The sequence below is a fragment of the Thalassospira profundimaris WP0211 genome, from assembly GCF_000300275.1.
Taxonomy (GTDB): domain Bacteria; phylum Pseudomonadota; class Alphaproteobacteria; order Rhodospirillales; family Thalassospiraceae; genus Thalassospira; species Thalassospira profundimaris.
The window spans coordinates 369153-387327 of record NZ_AMRN01000001.1; the positions used below are offsets into that span (position 1 = coordinate 369153).

17 protein-coding genes are annotated in these 18175 nt (G+C 55.7%); 6 read left to right on the plus strand and 11 right to left on the minus strand.

Annotated elements, in window-relative coordinates; all coding sequences use genetic code 11:
* The first annotated feature begins 17 nt into the window (after positions 1-17).
* The 3 genes from TH2_RS01535 to TH2_RS01545 all read left to right on the plus strand — a co-directional run bounded on the left by TH2_RS01535 (position 18) and on the right by TH2_RS01545 (position 2336).
* Positions 18-548: an acyl-CoA thioesterase gene (locus tag TH2_RS01535; protein WP_008888627.1), complete on the plus strand. Its 531-nt coding sequence runs from the start codon at positions 18-20 to the stop codon at positions 546-548.
* Between the two features lie 65 nt (positions 549-613).
* Positions 614-1420: an enoyl-CoA hydratase/isomerase family protein gene (locus TH2_RS01540; protein WP_008888628.1), complete on the plus strand. Its 807-nt coding sequence runs from the start codon at positions 614-616 to the stop codon at positions 1418-1420.
* A gap of 22 nt (positions 1421-1442) precedes the next feature.
* Positions 1443-2336: an SDR family oxidoreductase gene (locus tag TH2_RS01545; RefSeq protein ID WP_008888629.1), complete on the plus strand. Its 894-nt coding sequence runs from the start codon at positions 1443-1445 to the stop codon at positions 2334-2336.
* Positions 2337-2589: 253 nt separating this feature from the next.
* On the opposite strand, the gene TH2_RS01550 is transcribed toward TH2_RS01545, so the two are convergent.
* From TH2_RS01550 to TH2_RS01565, 4 genes are all read right to left on the minus strand, one after another.
* A complete protein-coding gene (locus TH2_RS01550; protein WP_008888630.1) occupies positions 2590-3069 on the minus strand; it encodes a hypothetical protein in 480 nt (159 codons plus the stop codon).
* Between the two features lie 137 nt (positions 3070-3206).
* Positions 3207-5324, minus strand: coding sequence for a glucans biosynthesis glucosyltransferase MdoH (mdoH, locus tag TH2_RS01555; RefSeq protein ID WP_008888631.1), 2118 nt, complete (start codon positions 5322-5324; stop codon positions 3207-3209).
* Between the two features lie 55 nt (positions 5325-5379).
* Positions 5380-6870: an OpgD/OpgG family glucan biosynthesis protein gene (locus TH2_RS01560; RefSeq protein ID WP_238538640.1), complete on the minus strand. Its 1491-nt coding sequence runs from the start codon at positions 6868-6870 to the stop codon at positions 5380-5382.
* Between the two features lie 506 nt (positions 6871-7376).
* On the minus strand, positions 7377-8270 hold the full coding sequence (locus TH2_RS01565; RefSeq protein ID WP_008888633.1) for a cupin domain-containing protein: 894 nt from the start codon (positions 8268-8270) through the stop codon (positions 7377-7379).
* A gap of 119 nt (positions 8271-8389) precedes the next feature.
* On the opposite strand from TH2_RS01565, the gene TH2_RS01570 reads away from it, so the two are divergent.
* Positions 8390-8929 (plus strand): YHS domain-containing (seleno)protein, encoded by a 540-nt coding sequence (locus TH2_RS01570; RefSeq protein ID WP_008888634.1) that lies wholly within the window; start codon positions 8390-8392, stop codon positions 8927-8929.
* A gap of 120 nt (positions 8930-9049) precedes the next feature.
* Here the strand turns inward: TH2_RS01570 and TH2_RS01575 are convergent, their stop codons facing one another.
* Genes TH2_RS01575 through TH2_RS01590 form a run of 4 tightly spaced genes read right to left on the minus strand, consistent with a single transcriptional unit; the run spans position 9050 to position 13697 of the window.
* Positions 9050-10648 (minus strand): gamma-glutamyltransferase family protein, encoded by a 1599-nt coding sequence (locus TH2_RS01575; protein WP_008888635.1) that lies wholly within the window; start codon positions 10646-10648, stop codon positions 9050-9052.
* Between the two features lie 16 nt (positions 10649-10664).
* Positions 10665-12191 (minus strand): tripartite tricarboxylate transporter permease, encoded by a 1527-nt coding sequence (locus TH2_RS01580; protein WP_008888636.1) that lies wholly within the window; start codon positions 12189-12191, stop codon positions 10665-10667.
* Positions 12192-12204: 13 nt separating this feature from the next.
* Complete coding sequence (locus TH2_RS01585; protein ID WP_008888637.1) at positions 12205-12756, minus strand: tripartite tricarboxylate transporter TctB family protein; 552 nt, start codon at positions 12754-12756, stop codon at positions 12205-12207.
* Positions 12753-13697 carry a Bug family tripartite tricarboxylate transporter substrate binding protein gene (locus TH2_RS01590; RefSeq protein ID WP_008888638.1) on the minus strand — a complete coding sequence of 315 codons (945 nt, stop codon included), beginning with the start codon at positions 13695-13697 and terminating at the stop codon, positions 12753-12755. The genes TH2_RS01585 and TH2_RS01590 overlap by 4 nt, the downstream gene beginning before the upstream one ends.
* 211 nt (positions 13698-13908) lie before the next feature.
* On the opposite strand from TH2_RS01590, the gene TH2_RS01595 reads away from it, so the two are divergent.
* Together TH2_RS01595 and TH2_RS01600 are read left to right on the plus strand one after the other, a co-directional pair.
* Positions 13909-14742, plus strand: a complete 834-nt coding sequence (locus tag TH2_RS01595; protein WP_008888639.1) for a sulfite exporter TauE/SafE family protein — start codon at positions 13909-13911, stop codon at positions 14740-14742.
* 152 nt (positions 14743-14894) lie between these two features.
* On the plus strand, positions 14895-15566 hold the full coding sequence (locus TH2_RS01600) for a FadR/GntR family transcriptional regulator (protein WP_008888640.1): 672 nt from the start codon (positions 14895-14897) through the stop codon (positions 15564-15566).
* Between the two features lie 22 nt (positions 15567-15588).
* Here the strand turns inward: TH2_RS01600 and TH2_RS01605 are convergent, their stop codons facing one another.
* Genes TH2_RS01605 through TH2_RS01615 form a run of 3 tightly spaced genes read right to left on the minus strand, consistent with a single transcriptional unit; the run spans position 15589 to position 18040 of the window.
* On the minus strand, positions 15589-16347 hold the full coding sequence (locus tag TH2_RS01605; protein WP_008888641.1) for an aspartate/glutamate racemase family protein: 759 nt from the start codon (positions 16345-16347) through the stop codon (positions 15589-15591).
* Entirely contained in the window at positions 16344-17180 is an 837-nt protein-coding gene (locus TH2_RS01610; protein WP_008888642.1) for an ABC transporter permease, read from the minus strand. Before TH2_RS01610 ends, TH2_RS01605 begins: the two co-directional genes overlap by 4 nt.
* Before the next feature lie 2 nt (positions 17181-17182).
* The gene (locus TH2_RS01615; protein ID WP_008888643.1) at positions 17183-18040 is read right to left on the minus strand and encodes an ABC transporter permease; all 858 of its coding nucleotides are present in this window, start codon (positions 18038-18040) and stop codon (positions 17183-17185) included.
* Positions 18041-18175: the final 135 nt, after the last annotated feature.

Sequence of the window (18175 nt, forward strand, 5' to 3'; positions counted from 1 at the left end):
GGATACGGAGCCATGTCGTGAACCTGATTTTCCGACTGATCCGTGTGGTGATCCTGTCCTTGTTGCGGCCCCGCCTGCACCCGCTTGATCCATCATCCCTGCATTTCCGGGCATGGCCGCTGGATATTGATATCAATGTGCATATGACCAATTCACGCTATTTCGCGCTGATGGATCTGGGCCGAACCGAACTGATCATGCGCAATGGCATTGCCAAGCAGATGCTGAAACGCAATTGGCAGCCGGTGGTGTCCGGATCGACCATGCGGTTCAAACGCGCGATCAAACCGTTTCAAAAATTCGCACTCGAAACGCAGGCTTTGTATTGGGATGAAAAGGGCTTCTATCTCGAGCAACGCTTTGTGGCCAAAGGAAAGACGCTGGCCCTTGGCGTCGTAAAGGCGGTTTTCGTTGGCCCGGATGGCATTGTTGCGCCTGAGGAAGTCTGTCGGATGGTCGGCGCAGATGAGACGTCGCCATCCATGCCCGACTGGCTTTCTGGGTGGCCCGATATGGAAACCGCAATCGAAGCGCGACTGGCGATTTAACACACACACGAAAAAACCGGAAAACCGGGAGAATTGCGGAAAAACACCGCGCAGGAGGAAACATCATGGCATCCGATGACGCCGTATTGCTCAACATCACTGATGCGGTCGCAACGATTACGCTGAATCGCCCGGACCGCATGAATGCACTGGATCAGGCTATGGTCGCAGGCCTGGCCGCAGCATTGGACAAGATCGATGCAAACCTTCCCGATATCGGAGCTGTCATCATCGAAGGATCGGGCGGCACTTTCATGGCCGGCGGCGATGTGAAGTTCTTCCATCAGGTATCAAAAGGCCCGGTCGAAGACGCCCGCTCCTCAATCGAAGCATTGATTGATCGGGTTCACGAAATTGTTTTACGCATCAATGCCCTGCCCCGCCCGGTGATCGCCAAGCTTGAAGGCGCGGTTGCCGGATTTGGCATTAGTCTGATGAATGCCTGCGACCTTGCAATCGCGGCTGAGGAAACCGTTTTCACCCTTGCCTATATCCATATCGGCACCTCGCCCGATGGTGGTGCAACCCATTCGCTGACCCGGTTGGTCGGGATGAAAAAGGCGAAGGAAATCGCCCTGCTTGGTGATCGTTTCGGGGCCGATGAAGCCCATGATTGCGGCCTGATCAATAAGGTCGTCCCGGCTGATCTGCTGGCATCCGCAACCGCAAAATACGCCACTCGCCTGGCTACTGGCCCGCGTGATGCGATTGCCCGCACCAAAGCGTTGCTGAACGCTGCCCCAGAGGCCGATCTGCAAACACAGTTGAAGGCCGAGGCCAAATCATTCGCTGATTGCGCCACGAGTGCCGATTTCCGCGAAGGCGTCACTGCTTTTGTGGAAAAACGCACGCCGCGTTTTGGCAAATCATAAGAAGAATTCAGGGAAGAATTTGATGACGAGTCTTAAAGGCAAAACACTGTTCATTACCGGCGCATCGCGCGGCATCGGAAAAGAAATTGCCCTGCGTGCAGCGCGCGATGGCGCAAATGTTGCGATCATTGCCAAAACCGATGAACCGCACCCCAAGCTGCCCGGCACCATCCACAGTGCAGCCGCCGAGATCGAGGAAGTTGGCGGCAAGGCACTGGCCCTTAAGACCGATATTCGCGATGAAGACCAGATTGCCGAGGCTGTTGCAAAGACCGTCAAAACCTTTGGCGGGATCGACATCCTGATCAACAATGCCAGCGCGATCAATCTGACCCCGACCCTTCAAACACCGATGAAGCGGTTTGATCTGATGCATCAGGTCAATACGCGTGCGAGCTTTGCCTGTGCCCAGGCCGGCCTGCCGCATCTTCTGAAATCGGACAACCCACATATCCTGACCATGTCACCACCGCCCAACCTGTCCCCGCAGTGGTTTGCCAATCACACCGCCTATACGATTTCGAAATACGGCATGAGCCTGATCACGCTTGGTCTGGCCGCCGAGTTTGCCGATGAAGGGGTGGCCGTCAATTCGCTTTGGCCGGTCACGGTGATTGAGACCGCGGCACTAAACATGATCCCGGGTCTTGAGCAGGGCCGAGCACGCACACCGCAAATTCTGGCCGATGCGGCACATGCGATCCTGACCGCGCCATCGCGCGAAATTACCGGGGGCTTCTTTACCGATGAAAGCGTGCTTGAGGCCATCGGTGTCACCGATTTCGAACAATACAACCTGACACCGGGCAAGCCGCCCTATCCGGACTTCTTCCTGGAGCTTGATCGCAACGGCAAGAACGACCCGCAGGTTGCAAAACTGCTTACGAAACTGGGCCGCTTTCACAAAGCAGCCTGACCGTCATGGCGCCGGGGAAGTGTGTGCCTCGGCGTCTCGTAGGGGCCTGATTTTACCGCTGTGGATGATCTGCACTGGAAATCGGGCTCTCTCGCCCGCTGAACTAAACCCGCCCTTTGTGGCGGGTTCTTTTTTGTGGCATGCGCACATAAAGGCACCGCCACGGGGAGAATGGCGGTGCCGCCTTCGCATTAAACGCTAGACGTTGAGGGATATGATGAAAAAGCGTGAAGCGAAGGAGTGGTTATAAGCTTCAGGAAGCGCGGCGTTCCAGTGACTGACGCGGCATTTCACAAGCAACAAGACCTGGTGTCGGCAACATCATCTGTACCGAAAGTGCCATGCCAAGGTCGCGGTGATCGCGTTTGGCATCCAGGAAATGCTCCGACCAGATGCCGTCACGGTTGGCTGACAGAAACGCACAACGCAGCATCGAAAAACGGCTTGATCCATGACAGTTATGCTCGCCCGTCACCTGTGCAAGCCAGCTGGCAATTGCATCATGGGCGGCCTGATCAAGGATGTCTTGCATGCTGGCCCGATCACTGGCTGCAATGCTGTCTTCGGCGAGCGCATCGCGAAGGGCGTTGATCATCCGCTGACTGGCCTGCGGAGAGTTGACACCGAATGAACGCAACCACGCACGTGCCGTGTCTTCGATCAAACGCGTCATCGCAGCCGATTCAAACGCGGCATAGGTGAAACCCTTTGATGCAATGGTCATGTCAGTCATTCGTCTGGCCCTCCGGGCGGTGAACAATCAGCGGGACTTAACGCTTCGTTAAGAATGAATATCGCTGAAAAAATGCGGGATAATTTGCTCGAATCTGGGCGTTTTTGTGGCGTCGAGAATCTTTTGAAAACAAACCACTAGCTTGCTGGTTTCGGACCTTCGGCCGTGATGTGATCCCGCCCTGCCATGATCTGATCAAGCGGCTTGACCGGCCAGGACAGAATCAGAAGCTTTTCATCGCGTGTCAGGCTTTCAACACCAAGCCGGGCAAGCTTTTCATAGATGATCCCGATTTCGATCGCAGTACGCGCATCCGGCTTGCGCACCGGCAGCAAGGCCGAATGCAGTGCATTGGCGTAAGGATCTTCGATCAGGCGCAGCAACCCGTCTTTGACATCGTCATCACCACTTTCGGCATTGATCCGTGCCAACGCTCGAAGCTCTTCGGGGCTGTCATATTCTTCGGGGGTCACAAAAAGCTTCATCCGGCGCGCAGCCTTTCCGATGGCAAGGCTGCTGGAATAATGAGTCAGCCATGGCGACAGCACCAAACCGGCCAGAATGGGCGACAACCACCAGAAGAATGCCGTATCCACAAAGACGGCAATCGCGCCCCAGACGACACCGATCACGATAATGGTGCGATGTGTTTTAAGGGCGGCCTTGAACGGTACCCCGGCGTCGTCACGTTCCTGTGCGTCCCAGCCCACCTGATTACCAGTCAGGACCGAGAACACGAACTGGGAATGGAGCATCATCATGATCGGGGCCTGCAAGGCAGAATACAGGGTTTCAAGCAGGCCACTGGCCAATACCATTACCCCGCCATACTGTTTGCGGTCGCGGCCAAGACAGACCATCAGGATCGAGATGATCTTGGGCAGCACCAGCATGCCGATGGTAAAGATCAGCAACACCAGCATTTCAAACGACCGATCCACCGGCCATTGTGGAAACATGGTGAACTGACCGGGGAAGAAGCTATAGGTCAGCTGGGTGTTCTGAAGGGTCGCGATTGTCGAACTTAGCAACAGCAAAAGCCACAGCGGCGATGACACAAAGCTCATCACACCCATAAAGAAATGCAGACGGCTGAGCGGTTTAAAGCCCGGTGCGACCATCAGGCGCGCATGCTGCATGTTGCCCTGACACCAGCGCCGATCACGGATGGCAAAATCAATCAGGTTGGGCGGCAATTCTTCCCAACTGCCTTCAAGCTGCGGGATCAGCCAGCACCGCCAGCCTGCCTTGCGCATAAAGGCGGCTTCAACGAAATCGTGACTGAGGATATGACCACCCATCGGCGGTTTACCCGACAGCACCGGCAGGCCACAGCATTCGATAAACGCCTTTGTGCGAATGATCGCGTTGTGGCCCCAATAGTTCGAACTGCCCATGCACCAGAACGAAAGCCCTGCCGACATGGTCGGACCATGCACGCGCGAAATGAATTGCAGGATGCGGGCAAACAGGGTCTGGCGGCCGGTTGGCTGCGGCGGGCTTTGAATGATCCCGGCATCCGGGTTGTTTTCCATCAGATAGGCCATATTGACCATGGCCTCGCCCGACATGACGCTGTCGGCGTCAAAGACGATCATGTGATCGTAATTGGCGGCATAGGTCTCGCAGAATTCCTTGAGGTTACCGGACTTGCGTTCGGTGTTCTCTGCCCGGCGGCGAAAGAAAATCTTGCCGCGTGCATTCAGATCCGAGCAGGCCTTGGCCCACGCCATTTCCTCGGCAATCCAGATATCGGGATCGCGGGTATCAGACAGCACAAAGAAATGAAACGCATCAAGTTCGCCGGTCGCAGCGAGACTTTCATAGCTTGCGCGCAATCCGGCAAAGACGCGGTTGGGGTCTTCGTTATAAACCGGAATCACCACCACATTCTTGGATCGCAGGCGCCCTTTGCGCGCAATCGGCTTCAGGCGTTTGAGCGTGATGGCATCAAGTTTCAGACCACGCAAAACCAGACCGACAATCCCGGTAAAGAAGGACAACGAAATCCAGGCAAAGTTGATGGTAAAGAACGCCACAACCACCATTTCCATGATGGTCAGCTGATCCGCACCGAGAACATCGGTCATCAACCACGCCGCATAGGCAGTCGCCGCAATCGATGCCCCAAACAGGAAAATCCGCCGCGATCCCACACCGGGGCCGCGCAGTTTGACCGTTGGATCACAAAATGCATCCTCTGATCGCTCTGCGGGTATGGTCCCTTTTGCGGGTGTATTGGCGGCTTCTGTCATCTGGCTCTTCTGGGGTTATCTGTTTCTGGCAATTGAGGCTCTTGATCCCGCAGGATCAGAAGGCCCACGGCATGGTCCAGGTCTCGCTCAGGACCTTGTTCTGATACAACAAGAAGACCCTGAGATTGCTTGATGTCGCATCCCCGGCATTAACCAGGTCAAAGAACACACGTACGCCACCATTTTCCGGATCGGGCAGGATGCGGATGTTACGGACCTCGCCCTTTGATGCGCTGATATCAGCCCGCAAGTTATTGGCATCCTTGATGAAATAATCCAGATCACCACCGGCGAAGTTCAGCACAAAACGCGTACCGGACCGATCTTCATCACCCTGGCTGGCCAAGCGCTGGATACGGGTATCGGTTGCTTGCGCCATGCCATGCAAACCTGTGCCATCGCGGGTCGCGGTAACACTGTATTCGAACTGCATTTCACCGCCGGCCGCCGGCTTGGTTTCCGGCACCCAATAGGCAACGATATTGTCGTTGGTTTCCGACGGGCTCGGGATTTCGACCAGTTCGATATGGCCCTTGCCCCATTTGCCCTTCGGCGTCACCCAATAACCCGGCTGCTGGTCAAAGCGTTTTTCCAGATCCTGATAGTGATCGAAATTGCGGTCACGCTGCAAAAGGCCGAAGCCAATGGGGTTTTCATCCAGGAACGAGCTCATTTGCAAGTGCTGGGGATTATCCAGCGGACGCCACAACCATTCACCGCGGCCATTATTGATCAAAAGCCCGTCGCTTGAATGGACTTCACCGCGATAATCATCAAAGAAGCGGCGGCGCTGTTCGCCAAACAGGAACATGCCATTTAGCGGCGCAATGCCAATCTTCTCCACGCCGTCGCGGAAGAACAGGTGGGCCTTGATGTCGGCTTGGCTCCGGTTACCGGGCGTAATATCAAACTGATAGGCACCGGTTATCCGTTCACTGTCGAGCAACGCGAACACCGTGATGGTATTTGCGCCATCCTTTGGCTCGACAATCCAGAATTCACGAAAGACCGGAATTTCCTCGCCGGTCGGACCGGCAAGATCCACGGCAAGGCCGCGCGCCATCTGACCGATTGACTGGCCCTGACCCTGAAGGCGGAAATAGGACGCGCCGAGAAAACGGGTCAGCTCATCATTGCTGGCAACATCAGAAAGCGGATAACGCAGGCGGAACCCGGCATAGTTCTGCGTCGAAAAATCATTCCCCGACAGGCCGGTCTTGCCGAAATCAAACAGTCCGGCCGAGTACGGAATGACCTGAACTTCACCGTCGCGCACCAGATTGATGGTTACCGGAACGTCATACATGGTGCCCGGATGAAACAGCTCAAGACTGAAATCGGTCTCGGCCGGATTAAAGAAGGCACGCTGCGACTTGAAGCGGATCTGTGCGTAATCTTCTGCGCTCAGGGCTGAAAGTGCCTCAGGCAGTTCGCGATGCGGATTAACGAAGGGCTGTTTTGCCAGATTGCGCGCAAGGTTGGTCACCATTGCCGGATCGAACATCACCGGTTTGGAGACGTTTGGCTGTTTTTCGGCATCAGACACGGCATTCTCAACCGTATCTTCCGGAGATGCTGGCGTGTCGGCTGTCTGTTCGGCCGGTGCATTTTGCCCAGAAGCTGAAACTGGCGCTGAAACTGGCGCTGAAACTGGCGCAGACGCATTTCCCTCTGCACTCTGTGGGACAGGTGCCGGATCACTTTCCTGTGCATGGATTGCCGCAGGTCCGCCGATCAAGATCAACGCGGACGCGGCAGCACCCAAAAGAACACGTCTGAGGGGCAGCTTGCTATGCTGCTGAAAATGTTGCGTCATGCTCTTATATGCTACCAACCGTTGGATTTTTCCGAATTTATTGGTTGCTGTTGTGCACAGAAAACAGGGCAGGAATGTGTCGTCATCAGGGTAAGAATCCGCAAAGCCACAACCGATCAGTTGCCCGAAAGGATTGCTTTAATCCCGGACATGTCATTGGGAAAGCGTCATTTTTGCATGGGCAGCAACGGAAAAACGCTGCAAAGAACCGCTTGACGGAAACGCAAAACCGTTTGTCAAACCGCTGATTGAAACGCGCTGTTTTCCGCGCTGGAATCGGCGTGCAATTCACGTGGTGAAACCTTGTGGCGCTGCTGGATGGCACGTGCCAGTGCCGTTGTGCTGCGATAACCGACTTGCCCTGCCACCGCCTGCAGTCTTTTGCCGTCACGCAACAACCCAAGCGCCAGATCAAGACGAATGGTTTGCAAGAAGTCACCGGGCGATGTGCCCAGCAAATCGCGAAACCGGGCTGCAAAGCTCGCCCGCGACATACCGGCAATTTCCGCCTGTCTTTCAACCGACCAGTTTTCGCCGGGTTTCTGATGAAGTTCACCCACCACGCGCGCAATCCGCGGATCACGCATGGCGGCCAGAATGCCCGGACGGACAAGGTTCTTGGCCTGACAATGACGCAACACCATCAGCAACAGCAGATCAACCAGAAGGTTGATTGCCGTGCGTTGCCCGGGCTGCGCGCCCTGTGATTCCGAAAACAGCTGATCGGTGATGGTCCCAAGCCCGGGGAGCTCGTCAAAGGGCAGGACCAGATATTCCGGCAAGCCCAGTTTAGCTGGGCTTAGACCAATATCGGGGAAATCGAGATTGGCACAGACCATTGATGCGCCACCTTCGGGCGTCTCGATATCGTGGGGCAACGGACATCCGAAAAGGACCACGCCGGGGCGATCCAGTATCACCTTTTCGCGCCCCTCAAAAAGGACCCGCATCGTGCCATTTTGCAAAACATGCAGCATGCCTTGCTGTTGCGATGGCAGATCCGCTCGTTCCTGATGATGGCTGCTGCCGCAATGGGTTCCGGCGAAGATCACATCACCACGAGGGTGATTTCCGGCAAACAGATCGGACAGGACATCCTTCTCAGACGAATTGCGTGTTTCCTCAGACAACAAGTCACTTCTCCGACGATAGGCTGTTTTCAGATTTCAAGACGCCCTCTTGATGAACCAGTTCCGTGATCGCCTGCCAGTAAAGACCCGGTGATCACCCCGTGAAGGAGATGAAAAAGATGACCAAACGTTCCAGTTTCATGCGTTCCGCTGCCCTCGCCGCCGTCCTGGGCATTTCCGCAGTTGGCAGCATTGTTTCCATCAGCGCACCGGCATCAGCCGCACAGGAAGTCCACATTGTTGAAGGCTACGCCCTGCAGGGTTTTGACCCGGTTGCGTACTTCACCGTCGGTGCCCCGACCCCGGGCAACTCCGAGTTCAAGGCCGAGCATGGTGGTGCGACCTATCGCTTTGCCAGCGCAGAAAACCGTGACCTGTTCAATGCCAACCCGGAAAAATACGCACCGCAGTATGGCGGGTTCTGTGCCTTTGGTGCGGCAATGGGTCGTAAATTCGGTGCCGATCCGCAGGCATGGCGCATCGTTGACGACAAGCTTTATCTGAACCTGAACAAGGAAATCCAGCAGCGCTGGGTTGCCGATATCCCGGGCTTCATCCGTGGTGCTGATCACAACTGGGAAATCATCGAAACGATCGAAGACGCCAAGCTGGCTGATGAGAAAATGGCCCCCAAAGGCCTGACCATCGGCGCACAATAATCCCGGGCGCGGAATGCCCTGATCCGGGTTCCTCCCTAGCTCTCTGTTGCCCGGTATGACAATGGCCGGCCCGAATGAACGGGCCGGCCATTTGTTTTTTTTGATCTGTAACTGGTGCGATCAGTATCCGACCGCACAACCATCCTTGCGCGGGTCCGAACCCGCAACGTACCCCGCATCTGTCTTGGCAATCAGCTGCGCGCCGCCAAAACCAAAATTGGTGCTGTCAGGTGTTTCGACCTTGATCACATGGCCCTTGGCCTTAAGCGCCTCAATCACCTCAGCACCGACCGATGTTTCCACGGCAACATTCAGCCCCGAAAGTGCCTGCCAACGCGGTGCATCGGCCGCCGTTTGCGGGTCCTGCCCCCAAAGCTGGGTGCGCAGGGTCATTTGCAAATGGCCCTGTGCCTGCATCGGGCCGCCCATGACGCCAAAGCTCATGACCGGATTGCCATCAAGGCCCATCAGGAAGGCCGGAATGATCGTCTGGAACGGACGCTTGCCGCCCTTGACCAGATTGGGATGACCATCTTTGAGGCTAAAGCCGTGACCACGGTTCTGCAGACTGATCGAGGTGCCCGGCACCACAACACCAGACCCAAAGCCCATATAGTTCGACTGGATGAACGACACCATCATGCCGTTTTCATCAGCCGTACTGACATAAACTGTACCACCATGTTTGGGCGCACCGGCCTTGAAATCCTGTGCCTTGTTGGCGTCAATCAATGCCGCCCGCGATTTGAGGTAATCATCAGACAAAAGATGTTCGACGGTGACATCGGTCATGTAATCCAGATCGGCGACATAGGCCTGCATATCGGCAAAGGCCAGTTTCATGGCCTCGATCTCGAGATGAAGTGCCTCGACGGAGTCCGGCTCATAATCGGTAATGTTGGTATGGCGCAAAATGCCCAGCGAGATCAGGGCCGAAATCCCCTGCCCGTTTGGCGGGATTTCATGCAGCTTCACATTGCCAAAGCTTTGCGAAATTGTGCCGACCCAATCGGCCTTGTGATTGCCAAGGTCTTCCTCAGAAAGGGCCGCGCCATGTTCCTTGGCAAAGGCGGCAATCTTGCTGGCAAGTTTGCCACGATAGAAACTCTCGCCCTTGGTTTCGGCGATATCGATCAGGCTTTCGGCCGCGGCCTTGTTGACAAACAGCTCGCCCGCCTTGGGGGCCTTTCCACCCGGCAGGAACGCCTCGGCAAAGCCCGGCTGTTTACCCAGCAAATCACCACCCTTTTCCCAAAGGGTGGCGATGATCGGCGATACGGCAAAGCCGCGGGTCGCATATTCGATCGCTGGCTCGAAAAGTTTTTCGAACGGCAACTTGCCGAACTTCTCGGAAATTTCACGCCAAGACGATACCGCACCCGGTGTGGTGACCGATTCCCAGCCGCGCTGTGGCATGGTGTCAGAACCGGCAAAGCGTTCCGGGTTCCAAGCCGCAGGTGCACGGCCAGACGCATTAAGGCCATGCAATTCCTTGCCATCCCAGATGATGGCATAGGCGTCCGATCCAAGGCCATTGCCGGTCGGTTCAACCACGGTAAGCGCAATCGCAGATGCAAGTGCAGCATCGGCGGCATTACCACCGGCCCACAGCATCCGCAAACCAGCCTGGGCTGCAACCGGCTGGGATGTTGAAACCATATTGCGCGCCAGCACCGGGGACCGGCGTGAGGCATAAAGCGCGTCGTGACGAAGTTTCATGGAAGTCTCCTAATCCTTAATCGCCGTTTTGTTCATCGGTGGCAGGACGGTCTTTTTTGCGCATCTTCAGCACCGAACGGATACTGAAGATGACTGAAAGAAGGGCAGCCGCCAGCAAAACGGCGGAAATAGGACGGGTAAAGAACACCGTCCAGTCGGCATCACTCATCAGCGCGCGGCGCAGGTTGGTTTCGGCAATCGGCCCCAGAATGACACCCAGCACCAGCGGCGCCAGCGGGTAATCAAGCGACTTCAATCCATAGCCGACAAGTCCAATCGCGCCGAGCAGATAAAGATCCGTCACCCGGTTATTGAGCGCAAAGGCCCCGATCACGCAACAGATCATAACAGTCGGCACGATGAACTGTTTGGGAATGTCGGTCACGCGCAGGAACAGGCGCATCGACAACACACAGACCACCAGCATCATGAGCGACGCCACAACCATGGCAACGAACATGCCATAAGCCAGATCGGCATTGTCCATGATCAGACGCGGACCCACCGAAATGCCATGCACCATAAGGGCCGCCATCAGAATGGCATCCACCGCCGATCCCGGAATGCCCAGCGCAATCATCGGAATAAGGCCACCACCGGCCGTGGCAGAGTTCCCGGCCTCGGACGCAATCACGCCATCGGGGTTGCCCTTGCCAAATTCATCGGGATTTATGGAACTGCGCTTGGCCTGATCATAGGCCAGAAGGTTCGCGATCGAACCACCGGCACCCGGAAGAGCCCCAATAAACACACCAATAAGCGAGGAGCGAACCAGATTGACCGGATGCATCAGAACTTCACGCATCACAGCCCAGGTCTTGAATTCGATGACATCGGGAATAAGCGCATCACTGCTTGGGCCTTTGCCATGATCCTCGAGCTCCCCCATCAGCTGACTGATGGCAAAGATCCCGATCAAAACGACAAGGAACGGCAGACCGGGCATCAGGACCGAAGACTCAAATGTCAGACGCGGCTGGCCCATCATCGGGTCGGGGCCAATGGTCGCAAGACCCAAACCAATCACCCCGGCAATCAGACCGCGCATCAGCGAATTGCCCACAAGGCTTGCAACAATGGTCAGCGCAAAGACGATCAACGAGAAATATTCCCAAGGGCCAAGCTTGACCGCAATCATCGCAAGCGGCGGGGCTGCAATGATCAGAACGATGGTCGAAATAACAGTCCCGAAGAAGGACGACCAGACACCAAGCGAAAGGGCGCGTCCCGGTTCACCACCGCGCGCCATCGGATAGGCATCAAAGGTGGTTGCGACTGAACTTGGTGTACCCGGAATCCCCAGAAGGGCGGCACTGATCAGGCCACCGGTATACCCGCCGACATAAACCGACAGCATCACCGAAACGCCCTGCAACGGACCCATGGTAAAGGTCAGCGGCAAGGTCAGAATGATCGCCATGGTCACGGTGAAGCCTGGAATTGCGGCTGCGACGATCCCCGCAACGGAACCGATCAGCATGTAAATCAGGGTATCGAATGCGAAAACCTGATGTGCACCGGCAAGAAATGCATCCAACATCATCGTAAAACTTTATCTAGCCCGCAAACAGCACGCCGCGCGGGAGGAACACGTTAAAGACTTCTGCAAACAGCATGTTCAAGCCGACCGAGAAAATCACGGCGGCGATCAGCGACTGGAAGAGGGTCTTTTTGGAAATACCTGCGATCATCAATTGCGCGATCAGCAGAAACACAAAGGTGGTCAGCGAAAAGCCACCAAGCGGCAGCAACAGCAGATAGACCACCAGAAGCCCGAACAGTGCAAAGGAATAGCGCCGGGCGACAAGCCATTCACCCAATGACGCCCCAAGACGGTTTGCACCCCCAGCCTTGCGGATATCAATCACTGCACGCACCGCTGCGATCAGGCATAAGACCGCAAGCACCCCGAAAACCAGTTCGGGGAAGGAACCCGCCCCAAGCGGCTCCCAACGTGAGGTCGGCAACGTGCTGGCACGCAGGCTCAGAAACGCAGCACCCAAACCGATAACTATATAGGAAATCAGCCGTGCGACTTCAGTTCTTGCACGAAGAGCAGCGGACGCACCTGCGTCCGCTGCTGCTGCTTTCGCAGTCGTCTGACTCATCCCTGAAGTTTGCCGACAACTTTGTCGACTTCACCATCAAGTTTATCGAGATAGGCTTTGTATGCCTCGTGACCGAGATAGATGTCAGCCGAACCGGCATTGGTCATCTTTGCGCGGATATCAGGCAGGGACATTGCCTTTTCAAGCGCGGCATCAAGTGCTTCGACGATCTCGTCCGGGGTACCGGCCGGAAGAACAACACCTCGGGTCACCGCCATCGAAAGATCATAACCCTGCTCGGCCATGGTCGGGACGTCCGGCTCTTCGGAGGTACGTTCTTCGGTGCCGACACCGGCAAAGATCAGGTCGCCGTTTTTCACAAACTCGCTGGCCGATGCAACGTCACCGATCACGATGTCAACGTTGCCGCCAACAGCCGCACGGATACGTTCGCCAGTGTCACGGAAACCGACATAGCTGAACTGAACGCCAAGCGCTTCTTCGATCATTGCCATGTGAAGATGCGGAACACCGCCAAGGGTCACACCGGCGCGCACGGCACCCGGATTTGCTGCGGCATATGCCTTGAGCTCTTCCAGGTTGGAGAAGTTGTCATTCTTCGACAGCACCAGATACTGCGGCGACGACGTCACCAGAGCCACCGGAATGAAGTTTTTGTAGCTGAGCTCGGTGATGCCAAGCTTGTTGGCGGTGTAAAGGCCTTCGTGGATCTGCGAAATGGTATAGCCATCTGCCGGACGTTTGGTAAATTCGGCCAGACCAACGGTGCCACCGACACCCGGCATATTGACGATCGGCACGGCCTGACCGGTGACTTCCGACAGACCCATGGCGACGATGCGCATCAGTGTATCACTGCCGCCACCCGGGCCCCAAGGCACAATGAATTCGATCGGTTTTTCTGGATAGTCCTGCGCCTGCGCCGGACCTGTGATGGCTGCGGCCAACAAACCGGCAGCGACTGCAATCTTGCGGAACATGTATCTTGCCTCCTGATATCTCGCCTGAAATACGTGAACCATTACTACTTTGGTTCAATCTATTTGTCGGGATATTGTTGGCAGCAACAAACCAATTTCGCAAGCGCAAAAATAATATTTGGCTTTAAACAAGGATTATGTTGCAGATTTTTACCAAAGATGGATAGTACCACTTATTAATTGATATCATAATTGGTACGGATTGGTTCGAATGTTTGAAATGGATGGCGCCATGAGCCTCTATCTCGTCTGGGGCGCAGCCATGCTGTTTGCTGGCGTCCTTGGCGGGATCATGGCCGGGCTTCTCGGTGTTGGTGGCGGGATTGTGATTGTCCCGGTGCTTTATCATTTTCTGACCACCATGGGTGTCGATGAAAGCCTTCGCATGCAGGTCGCTGTCGCCACATCGCTGACCACAATCATTGCCACGGCAATCTCATCAACGCGCAGCCACTATAAAAAGGGCTCGGTTGATATTGCCCTGCTCAAACATTGGGGCCCGGCGATCATCGTCGGCGTGATCCTTGGCACAGCGATTGGCGGACTGGCCGATGGCCGGGTTCTGACCATCGTGTTTGCCGTTGTCGCCCTGATCGTGGCTGGCAACATGATCCTTGTGAAAGACCGCGAAACCAACGAAACCAAAAACCCGCCAAAATCCGTCTGGGCGATACTTGGTGTGATTGCCGGCAGCCTTTCCGCGATGATGGGGATTGGCGGCGGCACCATCTGCGTGCCGGTCCTGAATTTCCTGGGTTACGACATCCGCCGCGCGGTTGGCACCTCGGCCGCGATTGGCCTCATCATCGCCCTTCCCGGTACCATCGGCTATGCGATGTCGGGCATTGGCGTCGATGGTCGCCCGCCATTTTCAATCGGCTATGTCAATGTTCTGGCCGCGGCCCTGCTTATTCCGATGACGGTACTGTGTGCACCAATCGGGGCACGCATAGCCCACACCATTCCGCGCCGGGCATTGCGCATGTGCTTTGGCCTGTTTCTGGCGATCACGTCTGCGCGGATGTTCTATGACCTTCTGAGCTAGGCGTCCTTGCAAACATCTGGGAACAAACAGGAATTGTATATGCTTGTTCTTAGATAAACCAATGGCTTACAATGATAGGTGCGCATTGGTTCGCCAATAGAAACGCATCTGGAAACGTCGATAGAAACGCCATTAAAAAATGACCAAAAACCATGACTGAATTCGCGACCCAGGCGCTGGCAGAAAAGCTCAAGACCGGCTTTGCACAGGGGAACTTTGTCAAAGACGGACGGGTGATCGCCGAACGCACCCTTGCCGAACAGCTTGATGTCGGTCGCCGCGCCCTTCGCAAGGCGCTTGATCAGCTTGAATCGGAAGGCCTGATCTGGCGTCGTCAGGGTCAGGGCACCTTTGTTGGCACCCCGCCGACCCCGCGCCTGCGCAAGCTTGAAGGACTGGCCACCAAAACCAGCCCGTTTGAAATCATGGAAGTCCGTCAGGAAATCGAACCATCGATGGCCCGGTTCGCTGCCCTTCGCGCCTCACAAGGCGATATTGATGCGATGCGCAGCATGGTCGAAAAGGCCGCCCGTGCGACCACACAGGCCGAATACGAAAAATGGGATGCCGCCTTTCATCAGCGCCTGGCCGAATCGGTCAAGAACACCCTGTTTCTGGCGGTGTTTGAGGCCGTCAATGCAGTCCGCCGCGAAGCTGCATGGGCTCGCCTGCGCGAAAGCAGCCATTCAGACACATTGATCGAAGAACTCAGCGCCCAGCATCGCGATATCATCAACGCGATTGAGCAACGTGACCCCAAGCGCGCCGAAGACGCCATGCGCCGACACCTGTCCGAGGTGGAACACGCACTCAAACAAACCTGATCTGATAACAATCTTCTGGCGGTCAGCCCTGCGGGGCAAAGTCCGCAAACATCCCGTGATAGGCCTTAAGCGGCGGCTTGGCATAGGCCCCGGCTTTGCTGGTGCGAAGCCCCAGAAACGCCATGGCCTCGATCATCTTGACCGCGGCACTGACCCCGTCAATCACCGGCACGCCGAGCTCCTCGGTCAGGCGATCAGCGATATCGGTCATTCCCGCACAGCCCAGAACAATCGCCTCGGCATAGTCATTGGCAAGGCAAATCTCCGCCTGCTTTTTAAGCGCATTGTAGGCTGCCTTGGCATTGGCCCCTTCGAAATCCAGCGTCCGCACACCGGCCGCCCGAACGACACATTGCGATGACGCCCCGTATTTCGACACCAGATGTTCAAGCGGCCGGACAGAGACCGGCATGGGAGTGACAATCGCAAAGCGCGACGACACGGCGGCCGCCATACGCAATGCCGCCTCGCACAGCCCCAGCACCGGCGCATTGGTCAGGCAGCGCGCAGCATCAACCCCGGTATCATCAAAGCACGCCACCACATAGCCGCCGATTGGGTCCGATTCCTGTTCGGGTGCGGCTTCGAGTTCGCGAATGACTGAAAGCAATCCGACACTGGCAAAGGCCTCGTCGTAATAGCCCTCGATACTATCCGGTCCGAAAGTCGGGTTGAGCGCCAAAACCTGTGTTGTCGGCCCAACAATCCTTTGCGCCTGTTCGCCGACCTTTTTGGTAAAGCCGGTCGACATATTGGGATTGATAACGGCAATGCGGCTCATGCTTTTTGTCCTTTGCGGCGGCGCATGATGGCAACCGTGCCCAATGCCAGTGCAATCACCAGGAAGGAGAATCCGGTGGTCACTGTGCCCAGTGCATAAAGCACCGGTGTGGTGACGTTGGTTGTCATGCCATAAATCTCAAGCGGCAGGGTATTAAGCGCACCAGCCGTCATCAAAGTTCGGGCAAATTCATCGTAAGAAAGGGTGAACGAGAACATCGCAACCCCGATCAGGCTTGGCCCCACCATCGGCAAAACAACATATTGAATGGTTTGCCAGTTGCTTGCGCCCAAATCGCGCGCGGCTTCCTCATAGGACGGATCGAACCGGTTAAACACCGCAAACATGATCAGAAGACCAAACGGGAACGTCCATGTCAGATGCGCACCAAGGGCGGAAGTAAACCATTGCGGCTGCCATTCAACGATATTGAACAGCAAACCGATGCCCAGCGAAATCAGGATGGACGGCACGATCAGACTGGCAATCGCCAGATAGAAAATCACGCTGTCGCCCCGGAACCGCTTGCGGAACGCAAGACCAGCCATGAAGGAGACGACCACCGTCACCACCATGACAATCAAGCCAAGCTTAAGGGATCTGCTGAACGATCCACCAAAATCACCCACGGCCTGTTGTTCAAACAGATTGCCAAACCAGTGGAACGAAAAACCATTCATCGGGAAGGTCAGACCGCCATTTTCCCCCTGAAAGGACAGAATGAAAATCGTCAGCATCGGGCCATAAAGAAACAGCACGAACAGCGCAAAAAATGCCGCAAGGAAATAGAAGCTGGTCGGGCGGCGTTCACGGGTTTTGGTGAGTAATGCCATGATCACAGCTCCTTGCGGATATCAACAAGACGCAACAACGCGGTCACGATCAGCAACACCGTGATCAGCAACACCACCGCACTGGCGGCTGCCGCCGGATATTGCAGAAGTCCGATTTCATTGGAAATCTGCAAGCCGACCGAGGCACTTTGCCCGCCACTCATCAAACGGACCGTGATGAAGTCGCCCATCACCACCGTGATGACAAAGATCGACCCGATGGCAATACCGGGCTTGGACAGCGGGACGATGACGGATTTCAACGTCTCGAACCCGCTGGCACCGGCATCGCGCGCCGCTTCGATCAAGGACCGGTCAATGCGCATCATGGAATTGAAGATCGGCACCACCATGAACAGGGTATAGAGGTGGACATCTGCCAACACGACTGCGAAATCGGAAAACAGAAGGAATTCAAGCGGCTGATCGACAATCCCAAGATTGATCAAGGCAGAATTCAAAAGCCCGTTACGCCCAAGGAACGGGATCCACGAAATCATGCGAATGATGTTCGAGGTCCAGAACGGAATGGTGCACAGCATGAACAAAACGATCTGCCAGGTCAGACTGCGCACATGAAAAGCCAAGAAGTAGGCCACCGTAAACCCGATCAGCAGGGTAAAGACCCAGGTCAGAACGGCGTATTTCAGGGTATTAAGATAGATGCTCCAGGTTACCGAGGAGCCCAAAAGGTACTTGTAGTTCTCTAAAATGAAGTCCGGCAGGATGCGATACTCGTCATAGTCCCAGAAACTGACCACAACAATGGTCAGAAGCGGAATGACAAGAAACACCGCAAAGATCAGCGCCATCGGCGAGATCAGGAAATAGGACGATCTTTTTGACGTATCAGAAGCCATGCTCTGTCCTTGAAACCCTGCCAGAAAACCAAAAAGTAAAAACGAATAAATGCGCCCGACATGCTGTCGGAAAATTGAAAATGTAAAATCAGAAAGTCGAGGTGACGGGCGCGACCAAAGCCGCGCCCACCAGAT